This is a genomic window from Variovorax gossypii (genome assembly GCF_003965815.1).
In the GTDB taxonomy this organism is placed as follows: Bacteria; Pseudomonadota; Gammaproteobacteria; order Burkholderiales; family Burkholderiaceae_C; genus Variovorax; species Variovorax gossypii.
Genome location: NZ_RXOE01000003.1, coordinates 173269 through 192650, shown reverse-complemented (window position 1 = coordinate 192650; position 19382 = coordinate 173269). Strand labels below are relative to the sequence as shown.

Below are 19382 nucleotides of genomic sequence, written 5' to 3'. Positions count from 1 at the left end.
TGTCCCCGGACTCAGAGCAGCCGCAGCTTGCCGCCGGTGGGAATGTTCGTGGCCGCCTCGTTGTTCACGATGGTCAGCTCCACCTTGTACTTCTGGCCCTTGCCCCACTGGCCGAGCACCAACGGCGTCTTGCTGACGTTCTTGAACGGCCCTTGGCCGCCCCACTTCACCGGACCGACCACCGAGTTGATCGAGGTCGACGCCACCGCGTCGCGCACGTCCGAAGCCTTGAGCGACTTCGCCCGCCCGAGCGCGTTCGCCGCCACCTCGAACAGCGCATGCGCGAAGCCGATCGGCTGCGTCCACTGCTTCTTCGTGCCGGCCTCGTAGGCCTCGGCCAGCGCCTTGGCGCTCTGCTGCGTGAGGCTCGAGGCGAAGGGATGCGAAGGGCTCCACCACACCTCGGTCGAGAGACCATCGCCCAGGTCGCCCAGCGCCTCGATGGCGCCGGGGAACAGCAGCGCCTTGCCCAGCGTGATGACCTTGGGCTTGAAGCCCTGCTGCCGCGCCTGCGTGAGGAAGGTCTTGGCATCGGGTGGAATCACCACGCCGGTGACGATCTCGACGCCCTCCTTCTTGAAGGCCGCGATTTGCGCGCTGAAGTCCTGCGTGCCATTCTGGAAACGGCCCGGGTCGGTGAGCGTGAAGCCCATCTGCGCGAGCGGCTTCGGAAAGCCCAGTTCCTTGTCGCCCCACGCGTTGCCGTCGCCGTCGTTGGGGAACAGGCCGCCCACCTTCTTGTTGGTGGCCAGCGTCTTCCAGCCGTTGGTGAAGTTGGCGATGACGTCCTCCAGGCCCCAGAACATGTGATACGTCCAGTTGAAGCCCTTCGCCGGGTCGCCCTTGCGGCCGAAGAACCACGGCTGCCACGGCACCACGCTGGAAACGCAGGGCACCTCGTTGAGCTCGCAGGCGTCGCTCACCGGGTTGGCGGTCTCGGGCGTTCCCGCCGTGAGCACCAGCGCGACCTTGTCCTTCAGGATCAGGTCGTTCGCCACCTCGCCCGCACGGTTGGGGTTCGACTGGCTGTCCTTCAGCACGATCTGCACGGCGTACTTCTTTCCGCCCACGCTGATGCCATCCTTGAAGGCGGCCTTCATCTGGTCGATGACCCACTTGTCGGCCTCGCCGAAGGGCGCGAGCGGCCCGGTCTGCGGCGACACGTAGCCGATCTTCAGCGTGTCGGCCGCGAACACCAGCGGTGCCGCGCCCGATGCCACCAGCGCGGCCGTGGCCTGTGTGAACTGTCTGCGATTGAAGGTCATGGTTGTCTCCGTCTCTTGTGTTTTTGATGCCGCCTGATCGAGGGTCAGCGCGCGAAGTGCGGCGGTATCTGCGCGTCGACGTTCACCCACACGCTCTTGACCTGCGTGTATTCGCGCATCGCGTCGAACCCCATCTCGCGGCCGTAGCCGCTCTGGCCTACGCCGCCGAAGGGCGAGCCGGGGTTCACGCGCTTGTAGCTGTTGATCCACACCATGCCGGCGTGCAGGTCGCGTGCGACCTTGTGGGCGCGCTGCAGGTCGCGGGTCCACAGGCCGCTGCCCAGGCCGTAGTCGGTGCCGTTGGCGATCTGCATCGCCTCCTCGTCGGACTTGAAGGTGAGCACGGTGACGAAGGGGCCGAACACCTCTTCCTGGGCGACGCGGTCCTTGTACGACTTCGCGCGCATCACGGTGGGCTCGACGTAGCAGCCCCTGGCCAGGTCGCCGCCGGGCGACCTGCCGCCCGCGAGCAGTTCGCCGCCCTCGCCCTGCGCCACGTCGACGTAGCCCAGCACGCGCTCGCGATGCTGCGCGCTGGTGAGCGGGCCCATCTCCGTCGCATCGTCGAGCGGGTTGCCGAGGCGGATCGACTTGGCGAGCGGAATGAATTGGTCGAGGAACTCGTCGGCGATCTTCTCGTGCAGCATCAGCCGCGAGCCCGCGATGCAGGCCTGCCCCTGGTTGTGGAAGATGGCCCACGCACTTCCGTTGACGGCGGCCTGCAGGTTCGCGTCTTCGAAGACGATGTTCGGCCCCTTGCCGCCTAGCTCCAGCTGCACCTTCTTCAGGTTGCCCGCGCTGGCCTGCACGATGCGCCGGCCTGTGGCTGTGCTGCCGGTGAAGGCGATCTTCGCGATCTCGGGGTGCTCCGCGATGTACTGGCCCGCCACGCTGCCCAGTCCCGGCAGCATGTTGACCACGCCGGGCGGAAGGCCAGCCTCGGCCATCAGCTCGGCAATGCGAAGGGAACTCAGCGGCGTGATCTCCGCCGGCTTCATCACGATGCAGTTGCCGGCCGCGAGCGCGGGCGCCATCTTCCAGCTGGTGAACATCAGCGGGAAGTTCCACGGCACCACCTGGCCGACGATGCCGACGGGCTCGCGCAACGTGTAGTTGAGAAAGCCCTCTTCCACCGGAATGGTCTCGCCCTGGAACTTGTCGGCCATGCCGCCGAAGTAGCGGAAGCACGCGGCGGTGCGCGGCACGTCGAGGCGGCGCGAGTCGCGGATCGGGTGGCCGGTGTCCAGCGATTCGAGGCGTGCGAGTTCTTCCGCATTGGCCTCGATGAGGTCGGCGAGCTTCAGCAGGATGCGGCCTCGGTCGGCGGCGGCCATGCGGCTCCACTTGGGAAAGGCGCGCTTCGCGGCGGCCACGGCCTTGTCGACGTCGGCCTTGCCCGCGAGTGCCACGTCGACGATGGGCGTGTTGTCGTGCGGGTTCAGCGTGGCGAGGGTCTCGCCGGATTCGGCGTCGACGAAGCGACCGTCGATGAAGAGCTGGTGGCGGATGGGCGTGCGCGGGCCTGCCGAGGCGGCAATGTCAATGGGCTTCATGTCTTTGCATTCCTCCCTCTCCCCTTGGGGAGAGGGTTGGGGTGAGGGGGCAGCGGCGGCAAGAACACCACCCTCACCCCAGCCCTCTCCCGCTCGCGGGAGAGGGGGCCATTCAGAACTGGACCGGAATCTCCGGCGACTCGCCCTTCTGGATCTCGTACACCAGGCTCGGCGAGCCGTTCTCCCACACCAGCAGCATCGAGCGCTTGGGGCTGAAGCCCTGGTGGCGGCAGTAGGCGGGCATGGCGGCCATGTCGCCGGCCTTCATGATCACGCGGGCCATGGGCCTGCCGGTGTTCTTGTCGCCGCAGTCCCAGTGGATCTCGTCGGTCATCTGGAAGAACCACTCGACGCGGTCGTTGCCGTGGATGATCGGCAGGATGTGCTCCTCGGTCGTCGGGCACATGTAGCTGTGCTTCACCACCGAGGTGAAGCTCGGGTTCCACGTGACCTGCGAGCGGCTCAGGAAGCCGAAGAGATTGAAGGCGTGCACCTCGTTCTCGAAGCCGGGCTCGGGGTGCAGCTCGGGCTGGCCCTGCGGCACGTCGGCGAAGGCGCGATTCACCGGTGCCCCGCGCTCGTCGCTGCGCAGATCGAGGTCGCCCTTCAGGCCCACGCAGCGCTTGGCCAGTTCACGCGCCCTGGTGATCTTGGCCGTGTTGTTGCCGTTCTTGCGGCCGTAAGGCGAGCCGGTTTCCTGCGGCGCGGCGAAGGGGTCGAAGCTCTCGTTGGTCCAGTCGTCGAGCATGGCCTCGAAGGTGGCGCGGATCTGGGCGGTCGGAAAGTTCTCGAGCAGGTCGATGCCGGCGTCCTTCATGGTGCCGTTGAAGCTGCCGGCGTACAGGTCGACCGACTCGTAGTGGTTGACGGTGCCGAACACGTCATCGAAGTTGACCCAGCCGTAGAAGAAGCCCCAGGCCACGTCGCGCATCAGTGCGCGCAGGTAGCTGCCGGCGTCCATGGTGTGGCTCATGGGACGGCCGTCGCGGGTCTTCCAGCCGATGTGCACGAAGTATTCGTCGCGGTGGAAGCTGAAGCTGCCGAGCGAGAAGTCCTTGTAGCCGAGGGTGGCGTCGGGCTGCGACGCGATCACCTTGGCGAGTTCTGCGGGTGCGTTCATGGTGTGTGGCTCCTGGGTGTTTGGTGCAATCAGTGCGACTGGCAGATGTCGGCCCACTTCTCTACCGAGAGTTCGCCCTTGCAGCTCTGCAGCACGATCACGCCCGGCTCGCCGGCATTGCGGAACTGGTATGCGGTGTTCTTCGGCAGCAGGCCCTGGTGGCCGCGCGAGAGCTTCATCCAGCCCATCTTCCTGCCCTTGGGCTCGCCCTTCACGAGCACGGCGCCGTTCTTGTCCTTGTCGGCCACCGTCTGGCTCGCGTCGAGCTGCACGAGGTGCACCTCGACGTCGCCGTCCATCACGAGCGCGAACTCGTCGTGCGCGCAGGTGTACCAGGGCGAGGCGCCTTCGGCGCGCAGCGTCTCCAGCACGTAGATCTGGTTCTGGCCGAACACGACCTTCTCGTAGGGCTTGCTGATGCTCGCAATCTCGAAGCAGTTGGAGAACGCGTAGTGGCGCACGTCGTCGTCGATGGGCTCGACGTGGCCCTTCTCGAAGTGCTTGAGGGAACCGAAGCGGGTCTTGTAGGCGGCCGGGGTGGCCGAAGTGGTGGCTGGCATGGCTTGTCTCCTTGGATGAGCGAACTCTAGGAGGCAGGCGCCGACGCCGGTAGGGACCAGTTTGGAAGAGGATTATTCGGAGCTTCCGAATAATCGGCGGGGTTTTCCCCTAGCCGCTCGAGCGGCTGAATTCGATGAGCTCTGAGGGGATCAGGCCCCGCTCGATCAGCGTCGCATCCCACGGCGGCACGCGCGTGAAGCGGGTGGCGATGTGCTCGATGAAAAGGCGCAGCTTCAGCGCATTGCGCGAGGTGCCCGCGTACACGGCACTCAGCGAGAACGACGACAGCTGGTGGTCGGACAGCACCACGCGCAGGTCGCCGCGCGCGATGGCGTCGCCCGCCACCAGCGTGGGCAGGCAGACGATGCCCGCGTGCTCCAGCGCGTATTCGCGCAGCAGGTGCACGCTGTTGGTCAGCAGGGCGGCCGCCAGGTAGATGGTGATCTGCTCGCCCTGATGGTGAAAGGTCCATCGGTCGCGCGTGGGGTAGCCCGAGTAGAGGCCCAGCTTGTGCCGGTGCAGCTCGCGCGGCGTGACCGGTTCGCCGTGCGCCTTCAGGTAGGCCGGCGTGGCGCAGAGCACGCGCCGCACCGGAAAGAGCGGCCTCGACACCAGCTCCTGCGAGGCCGCGGGAAAGATCTGCAGCGCGCAATCGACGCCGGCCTTCACCGGATCGGCCACCGCGTCGCTCACGATCAGCTCGAGATGGATGTCCGGGTAGGTCGACTGGAACTCGCGCAGCAGCGAGGCGAAGCGGCCCAGCACCATGCCGGTCAGCGCGTGCACGCGCAGCGTGCCCGAGGGCGTGCCGCGCGCCTCGCGCATCTGGTCGACGATGCTGTCTGCGCGCGCCACCAGTTCGGTGCAGTCGCGCAGGAAGGCCTGGCCCATGTCGCTGAGCCGCACCACGCGCGTGCTGCGGTGAAAGAGCGGCGCGCCGAGGAACTCCTCGAGCTGCTTGACCCGCGTGGTGACGACCGAATTGGCCACGCGCAGCTGCCGCGCGGCCTCGGCGAAGCTCTGGGTCTGCGCTACGCGAACGAAAGTTTCAATACTTTGGAGGCGGTCCACGGCGGCACTGTACTGCGGGGCCGCCCGGCGCGGGGCTTCGGGCGGCGTTGCGGGCAAGCCTAAAGGGCGCGAAAGGCCCGTCATCCCTGTATCGGGGGGTTACCCGCCCCACTTACAATCCCTGCCGCATCACCCACCCCTACGAGGTCTTGTCCGCAATGCCCAAGAGCCCCAGGCCACGCGCCCGTTTCAGCTTCTTCCCCACCGTGCGCGCCCTGCTCCTGGCCGCGGCCACCTGTGGCGTCGCGCTTCCCGCGCTGGCGGCCATCGAGCACGAGGAAGTCGACAAGCTCATGCAGGCCGGCAAGCTCGACGAGGCGATGACGAAGGCCGAGGCCTTCCTCAAGGACAAGCCGCGCGATCCGCAGATGCGCTTCCTCAAGGGCGTGATCCAGCTCGACACCGGCAAGCGCAATGAAGCCATCGCCGCCTTCACGCAGCTCACGCTCGATGCGCCCGAGCTGCCCGAGCCCTACAACAACCTCGCGGTGATCTACGCGAGCCAGAACCAGTTCGACAAGGCCCGCGCCGCGCTCGAAAGCGCGATCCGCACCAACCCCAGCTACGCCACCGCCCAGGAGAACCTCGGCGACGTGTACGCGCGTCTCGCGAGCCAGGCCTATAGCAAGGCGCTGCAGCTCGACCAGAACAACACGGCGGTGCAGCCCAAGCTGGCCGTGATCCGCACGCTCTTCACGCCGACCCCGCCGGGCGGCAAGCCGACGGCGCTGATCGCCGCCGCTGCTCCCGCGCCCGCTCCGGCCGCGAAGGCGACCCCGGCACCGGCTCCCGCACCTGCCGCACCGCCGCCGCCCGCCAAGGTCGCGGCCGCACCGGCCCCGGTGGCCGCCGCGCCCAAGGCGCCGGAAGCAGCCTCTACCCCGGCTCCCGCGCCAGCACCGGCTCCGGCGGCCAGCACGGCCGCCAACGCCGAGGTCGAATCGGCCGTGCGCGCCTGGGCCTCCGCCTGGGCCAGCCAGGACATGGATCGCTATCTCGCGGCCTACGGCTCCGACTTCGCGCCGGCCGGCGGCCAGAGCCGCAAGAGCTGGGAAGAAGACCGCCGCGCGCGCATCGTCGGCAAGTCGAGCATCAGCGTGAACATCGAGAACCTCGCGATCAAGGTTGACGGACAGAACGCGACGGCCCGGTTCCGCCAGATCTACCGCGCGGACAACCTCAACGTTTCGAGCCGCAAGACGCTGGAGATGCAGCGCTCCGGCAATCAATGGCACATTCGCAAGGAAAGCGTCGGCGGCTAGTGGCAGACATCGTCCGGCAGGGCCGGCTCCAGACTCCTCCGTTCCGTCTGCGTGGCGGGCAACAGCTGATTGCGGCACTGATGACCGCGTCGGCGCTGATGCTCGCGGCGCCCGGCGCCGCGCTCGCATCGAACGGCCCCGGCAAGCCGGGCACCACCAAGGCGGGCGGCAGCGCCCACAAGGAAAAGGCCAAGGCGAAAGCCTCCGCAGGCAACGCACGCGCCACGGCACGAACCGGCGCGACCGGCCGCGCTTCTTCCGTCAGGGAAGCCAGGGAATCCCGCGGTGCCCGAGGCAAGAAGGGCGTGGCCGAAGCCCGGACTGCAGTCGCCGCGACAGCAGCGACTTCGGCGACCGCTGCAGCGGCGGCAAGAACCACGCGCAAGCCCGCATCGGCAGGCGCCATCCAGGAAGCCAGCAACGCGGAAGCCCGCCTGATCGCGGTTTATGAGCTGTTCGGCCGCGGCCAGACCCGTCCTGCTCTGGCCAAGGCGCGCGACCTGGTGCGCGACTATCCGAACTTCCAGCTCGCGCAGCTCGTCTACGGCGACCTGCTCGCGGCGCAGGTGCCGCCGTCGAACTCCCTGCCCGACACCGCCAGCATCGCGAAGATGCGCGGCAACCCGGCCATGGCCGAGCTGCACGAGGAATCGAAGCGCCGCCTGCAGGCGCTGCGCGAACGCCCGCCGGCCAACACCGTGCCGTCGCAGTTCCTTGCACTGTCCACCCGCAGCCGCTACGCGATCGCCGTCGACGCCTCGCGCTCGCGGCTGTACCTGTTCGAGAACTCGGACAAGGGCCTGAAGCTCACGGCCGACTACTACATCTCCGTGGGCAAGTCGGGCACCGACAAGGTCACCGAAGGCGATGCGCGCACGCCGCTGGGCGTGTACTACATCACCAGCAGTCTCGACCCGAAGTCGCTGAAAGACTTCTACGGCGCCGGCGCCCTGCCCATCAATTACCCCAACCCGTACGACGTGCGGCGCGGCAAGACCGGCGGCGGCATCTGGCTGCACGGCACCCCGCCGCAGCAGTTCGCCCGGGCACCGCTGGCCAGCGACGGCTGCGTGGTCATGGCAAACCCCGACCTGAAGCAGCTTTTGCGAAAAGTGCAAATCGGCGCCACCCCGGTGGTGACCGCGCACAGCCTGCAATGGATTTCGCAACCGCAGGCAGAAAAAGAAGCACAGTCAATTACAAGTGCTATCACCAGTTGGAAAGATGCACGCGCCAGCGGAAATGAAGCGCAATTGAAGAAATTCTATTTGCCCGATTTCCAGCGCATCAGCAGCAAAAAAACAACCGAGGGAATTTCGGTTGTCGACGACGAAGTGAAATTCGCGCAAGGCAAGCGCGTGCAGTTCAAGGACATGTCGTACCTGCACTGGCGGGACGGCGACGACACCATGGTCGTTACCTTCGGCGAAGTGTTCGAAGGCGAGAAGAGCGGACGTTCCCGGCGCCAGTACTGGTTACGCCAGGGTACCGAGTGGAAGCTCTTCCACGAAGAAATCCTGGGCTGAGGCCCGGTCGAAGCCCTCCCACCAACGGGGTCACCCCCTCCAACTCGTGACTTTTTGCTCACGAGTTTGGCCTTTCTTGAGTGTTACATCTGCCCCTCCGGGGGCTGTGCTACGTAACACGTAACGCGTTTGTTCCCGTAACAGCCCCGCCCCGCGCGTTCCCCGCGGCGTAACGTCACATCCCCCCTTCATGGGAGGCGCCATGTGGCCCACAGAGGGAAAAATTCGTTTCCAAACTGTCAACCAGCTGTCCAGGGTTTCCCCGGTTCCGGCTGGCAAGAGGCTGGCCGCTATCCTGCTTTACCCCTTTTGGCTAGCACACCCTGACGAAAGTCTTGCGGGTTTGCCTTGTTGATACACGGAGTTACGCTGTATAACATCCACCTCGCAAGCCTTTGTTAACACTTCCTGAAAGGGGAAATCATGCATAGCTCAATAAAGCGTTTTTTGCACGATGAGGAAGGCGCGACCGCAATTGAATATGGAATTATTGCGGGCCTTATTTCGATCGCAATCGTCGGGGTTCTTTCTGGAGATACTGGTTTGGGCGGCAAGCTTTCGACCGTTTTTTCCACGATCACGACCAAGTTGGCGTCCATCAGCACCCCCTAGCCGACGACTCCGTTCCCACGGTTTTCCGTTGATTTTCGAAATCCCGTTTTCAAGTCTTTAGTTTTCATCCCTGAAAGGCCGCATCATGCTTAACTCCATCACCCGTTTCCTTCGCGACGAAGAAGGCGCCACCGCCATCGAGTACGGAATCATCGCGGGGCTGATCTCCATCGCCATCGTGGGCGTGCTCTCGGGCGACACCGGTCTCGGCAAGAAGCTCTCCGGTATCTTCACCTACATCGCCGGCAAGCTGACCGTTCCGACGACCTGAGCATCCGAACCAGTGATGCGATCGGCGTGTTTGCTGTGGTTGCTGTTCGTTGCCGTGTATGACTTCCGTCAACGCCGCGTCCCCAACTGGCTCGTGCTTGCCGGCGCCGCAGTCGCGCTGGCGGCACTTGCCCTCGGGATGCAGCCCTTCGGCCTCGACTGGACCACGGCACTCACGGGCGCAGCCGTCGGCTTCGGCTGCCTGCTGGTCATCTACGCGATCGGCCTGATGGGAGCAGCCGACGTGAAATTCGCAGGTGCGCTCGGGCTCTGGGTCGGCCTGCCCGCGCTGTTGCCGATCTGGGTCGGCGCCAGCCTGCTGGCCGGGCTTCACAGCGCGCTCTGGCTCGTGCTGCAACGCTGGCCCGTTCTCCCCCGGCTTGCACTGATGCTGCAAGGCCGCGCCTCTTCAGGCACCCCCTCTTTCTCCGCTGTCGAAACCGATGGCGGCGCCGCGCCGAAGCGCAGGCGCATCGTTCCCTACGCGGCTTATCTCGCCATGGCCACTGCGGTCTGGATGGTCTGGGGGCGACAGGGCTAGCAGTTCACTGCCTCTGTCACTGCGGGTCATCCATCTCTCAATCCACACGATCGCTTGCCCCCACTCTTTCATCCGCCGCCCATGATCAACATCACGAAAATCATCGCCGCAGTCCTCGTGCTCCTGGCCATCGCGCTGGGAGGCTATGCATGGATGCTGAGCCGGCAGGCCCCCGCTCCGGCCGCGGCGGCCGCGAACCCGGCCACCGCGCCAACCAAGGTGCGCGAGGTGCTGGTCTATCCGGTGGTGGTGGCGGCCAAATCCCTGCCCGCGGGCGAGGCGATTCCTGCCGATGCGCTACGCGTGGAGCGCCTCACGATCAACCCGGTCGGTGCCTTCCAGGACGTGAACGTCGCCGTGGGCCGCGTGCCGGTGCTGGACCTTGCCGAAGGCACTCCCGTGATGGAAAACCAGCTGGTGTCGGGCCTTGCCACGCGCATCGACGAAGGCGAGCGCGCCGTCGCGATCAAGGCGGACGAAGTGATGGGCGTGGGCAACAAGATCCAGCCCGGCGATTTCGTCGACGTGTTCATCACCCTCAAGTCGGACGGCAAGGACGTGGACCGCAGCCAGGCGCGCCTGCTGCTCTCGCGCAAGCGGGTACTGGCCTTCGGCAACGCCTCGGTCGACGGCCTTCCGTCGAAGGCCCCGGACAAGGCGGCCCAGCAAGCCCAGCGCAACGACCAGGCCCGCACCGCAGTGCTGGCCGTGCCCATCGACGAAGTGAACCGCCTGACCATCGGCGACGCCAGCGGCCGCCTGATGCTCGCGCTGCGCAACCCGGCGGACAAGTCGGAGCCCGATCCCAAGCTCTTCGCCGAACTGCCCACGGCCCTGCAACCCGCCCAGGCCAAGGCCGGCGAGGCGCGCCGCGGCCCGCTGGAAGGACTGGATCTCGCCCAGGCCGGACTGACCACCGCCGATCTCGTCACCGGCGGCAAGGGCCCCTCCGTCCGCCCGATGGCCACGGAGGTCCGCGCAGTTTCCGGCACTCCCCGCGCCGCAAAGCCCGCGCGCAGCGGCGGGCTCCAGGTCGAGGTCATCCGCGGCAACCGCAGCGAAACCGTGAACTACTGAGCCCATGCCGGCCAGCCGCCACCAGACACAGGTCACCCAGGAAAATCAAATGCATCACATGCCCCGCGAGTCGTCGACCCGTGCCGCTCGCAGTTCAAGAGACGTGAAGGATGCCGCGCCGAGACTGCTGCGCTCGTCGCTGATCGCCGCACTCGCGATGTCGCAGGCCGTCTGGCCGCTGGCCGCGACCGCCGCCGACGCGCAGGGAACGGGAACACGGCCGCAGTTCCAGCCGCAGCGCCCGATGGCTCTCCCCGTCGGCACGCAGCGGGAACTGCTGGTCGGCAAGGGCATCGACCGCATGGCCATCGGCGACGAGGCCATCGCTGCCGTCACCATCACCCGGCAGACACCGAATTCGCCGGCCGCGCGGCTGATCGTGACGGGCAAGGCCGTCGGACACACCACGCTGATGGTCTGGGAAAAGGGCAACACCGCCGCGACCACCTACGCGATCGAAGTGCGGCGCGCCACCGCCAACGTCACCGGCACCATGGACAACATGGCAGCGCACCAGGCGCAGCGGACCGCGGCACTGGCCAGCCTGCCGCCCGGAGCCGAGAAGACCGACCTCATCGACCGCTCGACCGTGAACGTGCGCAGCAGCACCGTGCAGGTCGAGGTGAAGGTGGTCGAGTTCAACCGCAGCGTGCTCAAGCAGGCGGGGCTCAACATCTTCAGCACGCGAGCCAACTCGAGCGGATTCAGCTTCGGCGTCTTCACGCCTTCGTCGCTAGGCAAGACCACCTTCTCCAGCGATGGAAGCATCAGCGGCGAATACAGCAACCCGGTATCGCAGGCTTTCGATCTTCTCTTCAACTTCGGCAAGGCTGGCATCGGCCTGAACGTGGGCTTCCTCGAAGGCAACGGGATGGCCCGGGTGCTCGCCGAGCCCACGCTGGTGGCACTGTCGGGCCAGAGTGCGAGCTTCCTGGCCGGCGGCGAGCTTCCGATTCCCGTGCCGCAGGGCCTGGGCACCACGAGCATCGAATACAAGCCCTTCGGCATCGGCCTCACGCTCACGCCCACCGTGCTGTCGAACGAACGCATCGTGCTCAAGGTGGCGCCCGAAGCAAGCGACCTCGACTACACCAACGCGCTGAGCCTCAACGGCGTCGCGGTGCCCTCGATCTCCACGCGGCGCGCCGACACCACCGTCGAGCTGGGCGACGGCGAGAGCTTCATCATCGGCGGCCTCGTGAGCCGCACCACCACCTCGAACGCGGACAAGGTGCCGCTGCTGGGCGACCTGCCGATCCTGGGCACCTTCTTCAGCAAGAACAACTACCAGATGAAGGAGAAGGAACTGGTGATCCTGGTCACGCCGCACCTGGTCAAGCCCATTGCGCGCGGCACCGATCTCACGCCCTACCTTCCCGGCACCGCCGAACAGCGCGACGGCGCGGTGTGGCGCTCCTATTTCCTGGGCGGCGCGATCGACACGCCGGTTCCCGGCTTCTCCCGCTGACGACAGCAACCAATGACCCGGACCATGCATCGCAGGCTGGCACCATGAACGCACCACGCGACAGCATTCCCGAAACAGGCAGCGAGACCTATCTCTTCGCGTCGAGCAACGGTGGCCACATCACGTGGCTGACCGACGCGCTCGGCACCCTCGGCTCCGTGGTAGTCCTGCCGCCGGACACGAAGTCGATCGACGAACGCATCGCCCTTCTGGGGCCGGTGGCTGTCTTCATCGACTTCTCGCCCGACCAGGGCGCCACCGCGAGCCAGCTCCATCAGCGCCTCAAGCGCGACTGGCCCACGCTGCCGGTGCTGGCCACCGGCGTGTCGGCAGAGCCGGCCGCCATGCTCTCGGCCCTGCGCGCTGGCGTCGACGACTTCATCGACATGGCCGCGCCGCCCACCGACGCGGTGGTCACGCTGCGCACATTGCTCGAGCGTCGCAGCACGCTGCAGGGCGGCACGCGCGGCAGCACGCTGGCGCTGCTGGGCGCGCGCGCCGGCCTCGGCGTGACCACGCTGGCCACCAGCCTCTCGCTGTCGCTGAACGACCAGCTCACGCAGGCGCCCCAACGCCCGCCGGGCCGCAGCTCGCGCCACGGCGTTGCGTTGCTCGACCTGGGCCTGCCAGCGCGCGACGGCCTGCTCTACCTCGACACGCAAAGCGGCTTCAGCTTCGTCGACGGCGTGCGCAACCTGCGCCGGCTCGACCAGACGCTGCTGCACACCGCGCTCGCGCATCACACCAGCGGCGTGGCCATCCTGCCGCTGCCCGCGAGCCTTGCGCAGGTGCGCGAAATCTCGCATGCCGACTCGGTCTCGCTCATCAAGCGCCTGGCCGACTTCTTCGACTTCCAGATCGCGGACCTCGGCGGCTTCTCGACCATCGACTTCATGGCCCAGACCGTGCGCGAGGCCCAGCAGGCGTGGGTGGTGTGCGACCAGAGCATCGGCGGCATCGTCTCCACGGCCAACATGCTCAAGGAGCTGCGCGCACGCGGCGTCGAGACCGAACGGCTCTCGCTGGTGGTGAACAAGTTCGACAGCCACGTGGGCCTGTCGGCCAAGGACATCGCCGAGCGGCTCGAGCTGCCGCTGCGGCACGTGCTGCCGGCGCGCAGCGCGCAACTGCTCGCCGCCGCCAGCCGCGGCGAGATGCTGGTGCGCACCGCGCGCAGCGACCCCTATTCGCAGGCCGTGACGGGACTCGCCCGCAGCCTGCACCAGGAATACATGTCTGCCACGGGCCAACCCCCGGCCAAGGATCCACGCTGGGTTGCGCTCATGTCGCAGGTCACCGGCCTCTGGAAGAGTTCACACGAAGGTTGAGCCCATGTCCACCGATATCGAATTCGCCGACGACGACCAGGCGTTCATCAACTCCCAGCAGTTCCAGGACATCAAGAGCTGGACGCACGATCACCTGCTCAGCCGCATCGAGGAACTGGGCGCGGAGTTCGGCCGCTGGTCGCGCGCATCGATCCAGCAGTTCGTCGAACTGGAGGTCGACAGCTTCGTGCGCCTGCGCCGCGTGCCGATCAACGACCGGGAGATGCAGCTCATCTCCGATGCGCTCACGAAGGAACTCGCCGGCTTCGGCCCGCTGGAAGACCTGCTCAACGACCCGGCCGTCGAAGACATCCTGATCAACGGCTACCAGAACGTGTACGTGTCGCGCCACGGCGTGCTGGAGCGCGAGACGGTGCGCTTCGCCGATTCCGAGCACGTGATGCGCATCGTGCGGCGCATCCTCGCGCCGCTGGGTCGCCGGCTCGACGAATCGAACCCGATGGTCGACGCACGCCTGCCCGACGGCGGGCGCATCAACGTGATCATCGAGCCGCTGGCCATCGACGGCCTGTCGGTGTCGATCCGCAAGTTCCGCAAGGAGCCGCTCACGCCGGCCGACCTGGTGAAGCTCGGCACCTTCGACGCGGGCATGGCGCAGCTGCTCGAGATCGCGGTGCGCGCGCGCTGCAACGTCCTCGTAAGCGGCGGCACCAGCTCGGGCAAGACCTCGCTGCTGAACGCGCTGGCCAGCTTCATCCCGGCGCGCGAACGCGTCATCACCATCGAGGACACGGCCGAACTCTCGCTGGGCACCAGCCACGTGGTGCGGCTCGAAAGCCGCCCCGGCGGCTTCGACGGCCAGGGCGTGGTGTCGATCCGCGACCTGCTGCGCAACAGCCTGCGCATGCGGCCCGACCGCATCATCGTGGGCGAGGTGCGCGGCGCCGAAGTCATCGAGATGATGCAGGCCATGAACACCGGCCACGAGGGCTCGATGGGCACCATCCACGCGAGCTCGCCGCGCGAGTGCCTCTACCGCCTTGAAATGCTCGCGGGCTTCGCCGGCTACCAGGGCAGCGAAGTGAGCCTGCGCCGCCAGATCGCCAACGCCATCGACTTCATCGTGCAGATCGGACGGTTGTCGAACGGACAGCGCCGCATCATCTCGCTGAGCGAGGTCACCGGCGTCAACGACAACGTGGTGGCGATGCAGGAGCTCTACCGCTACGAGCCCATCGTCTCGCCCGACGGCGAGGAGCGCGACCGCTGGGTTTCGCTGGGCATCGCGCCGCACTCGCCCAAGATCACGCGCTTCCGCCAGTCGCTGCAACGCGCATCGCAGCATGGAGGGGACCACCGTGCGTGAAGCCCTGCTCGTCGCACTCTGCATCGCGCTGCTGATGGCGGCCGCGGGGCTGCTGCTGTGGCAATGGGCGAAGAACCGGCAGGTGCGGCTGGCGACGGAGCGGCATCTCGATCAGCAGATCCAGGCCACTGCCGCGGCCTCGGCAGCCAATGCGACGCCGATACCGATGCCGCTGCGGGACCTCGCCAGCGACGGCCTCGCCTCCGGCCTCACCACCGACCCATGGCTCGCCACCGAGGCGGCGACCGCCGCTCCTGTACGCGCCAGCCTGCTCGAACGGGCAATTCCCGGCTGGATGATGGGCGTGGTCGAGCCACGCACCATCGCCTTCACGCTGGGTGTCATTGCCGGTATCTGCCTGCTGGTCGGCGTTCTCGTCGGAGGACTCGCCGCGCTGGGCGTGTTGTTCCTCCTGGTGCTGATGACGAGCTTCGCACTGTGGTTGCAGCTGCAGAAGTTCCGCCGCAAGCTGATCCGCCAGCTGCCTGGCTACATCGACGCGATGGTGCGTCTGATCACCATCGGCAACTCCACGCAGGCCGCCTTCCAGCTCGCGATCGCCACCACCCAGGCACCGCTGCGCGGTCACCTGGAACGCTCCGCGGCACTGGTTCGCGCAGGCGTGGACCTCGACCGCGCGCTGCACCAGACCGCGGAGAACGTTCGCATCGAGGAGATGTACCTGCTCGCCTCCATCCTGGGCCTGGGCGTGCGCTACGGCGGACGCGCCGACCTGCTGCTGGAACGCGTGGGCAACTTCATGCGCGACCGGGAGCAGGCGGAGCAGGAGCTCGTCGCGCTATCGTCGGAAACGCGTCTGTCGGCCTGGATCCTGGGCCTGCTGCCGGTGGGCGTGGGTGCCTTCCTGATCCTCACCAACCCCAGCTATTTCCTGGGGATGTGGAACGACGACACCGGCCGCATCCTGATCTTTTCCGCGGTGGGCCTGCAACTGACGGGCGCGGCGCTGCTCTACCGGTTGGCGAGGCTGGCATGACGTTGACGCCCAACCTGCTCGCCATCGTCAGCCTCGTGCTGCTGGCGCTGGGCCTGCTGGTCGGCGCCGGAGCGCTCGTCGCGGCCGAACTGCGACGCACGCGCAGCGGGCAGGCCATCGGCCGGGCCATCCGGCAGGCAGCCGTCGTGCCGGACCTCAAGTCCACCGTCGAAACTCCGGCGGACCCCGATGCGCCCTTCAAGCCCGAACTGGACCTGCCGTTCCACTGGCTGGATTCGCGCATCGGCCGGGCCCTGGTGGCGGACGAGGATCGCAACCTCATCGACCAGTGCGGGTTGCCGTCGAAGCGGGCCCAACTGGTCTTCCTCATCGCGCGGATCTCTCTCGCCTTCCTGCTGCCGTTGCTGGCGTACCTGTTCTGGAGCAGCGGACACACGCGCAGCACCGCCACCATCGTGCTTGCGGCAGCTGCGGCCATCGGATTCATGGCGCCCAAGTGGGTGCTGGGCCGGATCGCCGCAGGCCGGCGCGAACGCGCAGCGCGGGAGCTGCCGCTGTTCGTCGACCTGCTGCGGCTGCTGCAGGGCGTGGGTCTGAGCCTTGACCAGAGCCTGCAGATCATGGCGACCGACTTCTCGCACGTGCTGCGCGTGCTGGGCTACGAGCTGAGCATCGCCAATGCGCAATACAGCCAGGGCCGTACCCGCGAGCACTCGCTGCACCGCCTGGCCACGCTGCACAAGAACGAGAACATGCGCGGCCTCGTCTCGCTGCTGGTGCAGGTCGACAGGCACGGCGGCGCGGTGCAGGAGCCGTTGCGCGTGTTCAGCGACCGGCTGCGCGAAAGCCGTCGCTCCGAACTGAAGGAGCGCATCGGGAAGATCACCGTGAAGATGACCGGGGTCATGGTGAGCACGCTGCTGCCGGCACTGGTCATCGTCACCGCGGGCCCGGGCTTCATCGCGATATTCCGTTCACTGGGAGGCATCATCAAGTGAAAACCGAAAACCTTCCCGCTCGCACACTCGCCGCCAGCCGCCTGCTGGCGTGCGTCGCTGCCGCGATCGCCATCACCGGCTGCGGCACGCTCAAGGACCAGTACGCAGCAACTGCCGATGCCCAGCAGCGCGCCTCCGCTGAAGCTGCCGCCGACACCAAGGCCGGCGCCGCGGTCGACACCAAGGCCACCTATCTCAAGCTCGTCGAGCAGATGCAGAAGGAAGGCCTGTGGTTCGCCTCGCTGGCACACATCGACGCGCTCGAACAGCGCTGGGGCGTGTCGCCCGAGTCCACGCGCATGCGTGCCGACGCCCTTCGCCAGGCCGGCCAGGCCGAGGCGAGCGAGCAGGCCTACAAGCGGCTGATCGGCACGCCGCTCGAAAGCGCCGGTTACCGGGGTCTCGGCCTCCTCGCAGGCGCTCGCGGCAGCTACGCCGAGGCCGCACAACTGCTGAGGCAGGCCCAGCGCCTGACACCCACCGACGCCGCCCTGCTCAGCGACCTGGGCTATGCCAGCCTGCGCGCCGGGCAGATCGCCGACGCGCGGCTGCCGCTGATGCAGGCCCTGCAACTGCGCCCCGACAGCGCACAGGCCCAGTCCAACCTGGCGCTGTATCTCGAAGTCACGGACCAGGGCGAGCAGGCCAACAGACTGATGGAAGCCAATCGCATGTCCCCCGCCGCCCGCGCAGCGGTGCGCGACGCAGCGCAGCAGCTTCGCGCAGGCGGTGTCGCACCGGCGGCCACCGGCGCATCGCCTGCCCCCGTGGCCGTGCGCCCGCTGCCGAGTACTGCGGCACTGGCACGCGAAGACGCGGCCCCGCCGCCACTGATGCTCAAGGCCTCGCGCTGGTCGGGCAACGGCGGCATCCGTACCGCCAGCCAACTCAATCCCGCTGCGGCGGACGCCACCGCGAATGCCGCCGCAGTCTCCCTTTCGCCGAACTCGACTTCACGAGGCACCCCATGAAAAAAACGCCCGCTGCCCGTCTTGCCGCGCTCTGCGCATCCGGCTTCGCCGCCACGCTGATGGTGGCCGCGCCCATGGCACTCGCGCAACAGCAACAACAACTTCAACAGCCGTCCAGCGCGGCCAAGGCACAGGAGCCCGCAGCGCCTGCAGCAAGCGCGCCGACACCTGCCGCTGCCGCAACAGCAGCGCCGCAGCAAGGCCAGGATGAGATGGCCGAGGCCGGCGAGTACGTCTATGAGCGGCTGCAGGTGGGAGACGCCACGCAGGGGCTGCTCGCTTGGCAGCGCGGTGGAGAAATCTCGTCCGCCACGCCACGGACCATCGCGGGCGACATCGCCAGCCGCAGCTACGAGCGCTACCTGAAGAGCTTCGAATACCCGATCCCGGAGCGCATGACGTCCAGCGTCAAGTCGACATCGGGCGGCGGTTCCAGTTCCGGCGGCGGTGCGCCGAAGTAGGCAGCCCCAGGCACGAACAGAGAGCCAGGCATCGCAATGGCAACACCACGTCTTCTCACCCGCACGCGCGCGCACTCCCAGCGCGGCGCGTACGCGGTCGAGTTCGCCATGGTGTTCCTGATCTTCTTCGCGCTTCTCTACGGGATCATCAGCTACGGCATGCTGTTCGCGTTCCGGCTCGGGCTGCAGAACGCGGCGGAAGACGGCGCGCGCGCCGCGCTGCGCTACCAGTCGACCTTCGCGGCACGCGCCACCCAGGCCCAGACGACGGCAACGGCCAGCAGCAACTGGATGCCCGCGGTGGTCACGCGCACCGTCAGCGCCACCGTGTGCGGCGTGGTCAGCAACAACTGCACGGCTCCCACCTGCGGCGCCACGTGGGACACACGCTGCCAGATGGTCGTGACCGTCACTGCCACCAACCTGCAGATGCTGCTGCCGCCGTTCCCGAGCTTCGCCATGCCCACCACCATCGTCGGCAAGGCCAGCATGCTGCTCGACGGGAGGGCACCATGAACCGCTGCGGGCGCACCCGGTCGCTGCAGGGCAGCGAGCGCGGCGTGGCTGCCATCGAGTTCGCGCTGGTCTTTGTCGTTCTGTTCAGCGTGCTCTACGCGCTCGCGACCTTCGGTGCGGTGCTCTACACGCAGCAGTCGGTCACGCGCGCCTCGGAGGAAGGCGCACGGGCCGTAGGCCTGCTCACTCCGGCGCCGACCGCGGCCGACCCGCGGGTCAAGGACGCGGTGTACGACTCGCTGGCCAATTCGCTCGTCGTGCCCGTGTCGGCCAACACCAGCGTGACGACACGGCGCAGCTGGATCGTCTCCAACGTCACGGTGGACGTGGCGCGCAGCGACCCGAGCGGCCCGGGCGCCTACATCCGCTATGTCGTGACCGTGACCTATCCGTACAGCGCCAACCGACTCCTGCCGACGATGCCGCTGCTGGACACCAGCCAGTGGATGCCCGATCAACTACGCAGCCGGACCACCGCCGCGCTGAAGTCTTCCTGA

20 protein-coding genes are annotated in these 19382 nt (G+C 67.3%); 15 read left to right on the top strand and 5 right to left on the bottom strand.

Translation table 11 applies throughout. The features are described 5' to 3' along the window. Window positions 1-11 precede the first annotated feature (11 nt). From EJP69_RS15740 to EJP69_RS15720, 5 genes are all read right to left on the bottom strand, one after another. Window positions 12-1265, bottom strand: coding sequence for an ABC transporter substrate-binding protein (locus EJP69_RS15740; protein WP_126471316.1), 1254 nt, complete (start codon window positions 1263-1265; stop codon window positions 12-14). Between the two features lie 44 nt (window positions 1266-1309). Continuing rightward, entirely contained in the window at window positions 1310-2773 is a 1464-nt protein-coding gene (locus EJP69_RS15735) for an aldehyde dehydrogenase family protein (RefSeq protein WP_126471577.1), read from the bottom strand. A 157-nt stretch (window positions 2774-2930) separates the two neighbouring features. After that, the gene (locus tag EJP69_RS15730) at window positions 2931-3938 is read right to left on the bottom strand and encodes a hydroxyquinol 1,2-dioxygenase (RefSeq protein WP_126471314.1); all 1008 of its coding nucleotides are present in this window, start codon (window positions 3936-3938) and stop codon (window positions 2931-2933) included. A 29-nt stretch (window positions 3939-3967) separates the two neighbouring features. Continuing rightward, the gene (locus EJP69_RS15725; RefSeq protein ID WP_126471312.1) at window positions 3968-4498 is read right to left on the bottom strand and encodes a cupin domain-containing protein; all 531 of its coding nucleotides are present in this window, start codon (window positions 4496-4498) and stop codon (window positions 3968-3970) included. A gap of 109 nt (window positions 4499-4607) precedes the next feature. Continuing rightward, window positions 4608-5570, bottom strand: a complete 963-nt coding sequence (locus EJP69_RS15720) for a LysR family transcriptional regulator (protein WP_126471310.1) — start codon at window positions 5568-5570, stop codon at window positions 4608-4610. A 158-nt stretch (window positions 5571-5728) separates the two neighbouring features. On the opposite strand from EJP69_RS15720, the gene EJP69_RS15715 reads away from it, so the two are divergent. The 15 genes from EJP69_RS15715 to EJP69_RS15645 all read left to right on the top strand — a co-directional run bounded on the left by EJP69_RS15715 (window position 5729) and on the right by EJP69_RS15645 (window position 19382). Then, window positions 5729-6832: a nuclear transport factor 2 family protein gene (locus EJP69_RS15715; RefSeq protein ID WP_126471308.1), complete on the top strand. Its 1104-nt coding sequence runs from the start codon at window positions 5729-5731 to the stop codon at window positions 6830-6832. Continuing rightward, window positions 6799-8358 (top strand): L,D-transpeptidase family protein, encoded by a 1560-nt coding sequence (locus tag EJP69_RS15710; RefSeq protein ID WP_126471306.1) that lies wholly within the window; start codon window positions 6799-6801, stop codon window positions 8356-8358. Before EJP69_RS15715 ends, EJP69_RS15710 begins: the two co-directional genes overlap by 34 nt. A gap of 423 nt (window positions 8359-8781) precedes the next feature. Next, window positions 8782-8970 (top strand): Flp family type IVb pilin, encoded by a 189-nt coding sequence (locus tag EJP69_RS15705; protein ID WP_093206594.1) that lies wholly within the window; start codon window positions 8782-8784, stop codon window positions 8968-8970. Window positions 8971-9055: 85 nt separating this feature from the next. After that, window positions 9056-9241, top strand: a complete 186-nt coding sequence (locus EJP69_RS15700) for a Flp family type IVb pilin (protein WP_093206593.1) — start codon at window positions 9056-9058, stop codon at window positions 9239-9241. Between the two features lie 30 nt (window positions 9242-9271). Then, window positions 9272-9781, top strand: a complete 510-nt coding sequence (locus EJP69_RS15695) for an A24 family peptidase (RefSeq protein ID WP_338067630.1) — start codon at window positions 9272-9274, stop codon at window positions 9779-9781. Between the two features lie 81 nt (window positions 9782-9862). Continuing rightward, window positions 9863-10858 carry a Flp pilus assembly protein CpaB gene (gene cpaB, locus EJP69_RS15690; protein ID WP_126471304.1) on the top strand — a complete coding sequence of 332 codons (996 nt, stop codon included), beginning with the start codon at window positions 9863-9865 and terminating at the stop codon, window positions 10856-10858. Between the two features lie 49 nt (window positions 10859-10907). Further along, window positions 10908-12326, top strand: a complete 1419-nt coding sequence (locus tag EJP69_RS15685) for a type II and III secretion system protein family protein (RefSeq protein WP_093304373.1) — start codon at window positions 10908-10910, stop codon at window positions 12324-12326. Window positions 12327-12370: 44 nt separating this feature from the next. Beyond that, window positions 12371-13654 carry a CpaE/TadZ family protein gene (locus EJP69_RS15680; protein WP_093304375.1) on the top strand — a complete coding sequence of 428 codons (1284 nt, stop codon included), beginning with the start codon at window positions 12371-12373 and terminating at the stop codon, window positions 13652-13654. Between the two features lie 4 nt (window positions 13655-13658). Continuing rightward, complete coding sequence (locus tag EJP69_RS15675; RefSeq protein ID WP_093206588.1) at window positions 13659-14981, top strand: TadA family conjugal transfer-associated ATPase; 1323 nt, start codon at window positions 13659-13661, stop codon at window positions 14979-14981. Beyond that, window positions 14974-15978, top strand: coding sequence for a type II secretion system F family protein (locus tag EJP69_RS15670; RefSeq protein ID WP_240652169.1), 1005 nt, complete (start codon window positions 14974-14976; stop codon window positions 15976-15978). The genes EJP69_RS15675 and EJP69_RS15670 overlap by 8 nt, the downstream gene beginning before the upstream one ends. Then, complete coding sequence (locus tag EJP69_RS15665; RefSeq protein WP_126471300.1) at window positions 15975-16937, top strand: type II secretion system F family protein; 963 nt, start codon at window positions 15975-15977, stop codon at window positions 16935-16937. The genes EJP69_RS15670 and EJP69_RS15665 overlap by 4 nt, the downstream gene beginning before the upstream one ends. After that, window positions 16934-17908 (top strand): tetratricopeptide repeat protein, encoded by a 975-nt coding sequence (locus EJP69_RS15660; protein ID WP_093206585.1) that lies wholly within the window; start codon window positions 16934-16936, stop codon window positions 17906-17908. The genes EJP69_RS15665 and EJP69_RS15660 overlap by 4 nt, the downstream gene beginning before the upstream one ends. After that, window positions 17905-18369, top strand: a complete 465-nt coding sequence (locus EJP69_RS15655; RefSeq protein ID WP_126471298.1) for a DUF3613 domain-containing protein — start codon at window positions 17905-17907, stop codon at window positions 18367-18369. Before EJP69_RS15660 ends, EJP69_RS15655 begins: the two co-directional genes overlap by 4 nt. A 36-nt stretch (window positions 18370-18405) precedes the next feature. Then, window positions 18406-18885 carry a TadE/TadG family type IV pilus assembly protein gene (locus EJP69_RS15650; protein ID WP_093304388.1) on the top strand — a complete coding sequence of 160 codons (480 nt, stop codon included), beginning with the start codon at window positions 18406-18408 and terminating at the stop codon, window positions 18883-18885. Beyond that, the gene (locus tag EJP69_RS15645; RefSeq protein WP_126471296.1) at window positions 18882-19382 is read left to right on the top strand and encodes a TadE/TadG family type IV pilus assembly protein; all 501 of its coding nucleotides are present in this window, start codon (window positions 18882-18884) and stop codon (window positions 19380-19382) included. The genes EJP69_RS15650 and EJP69_RS15645 overlap by 4 nt, the downstream gene beginning before the upstream one ends.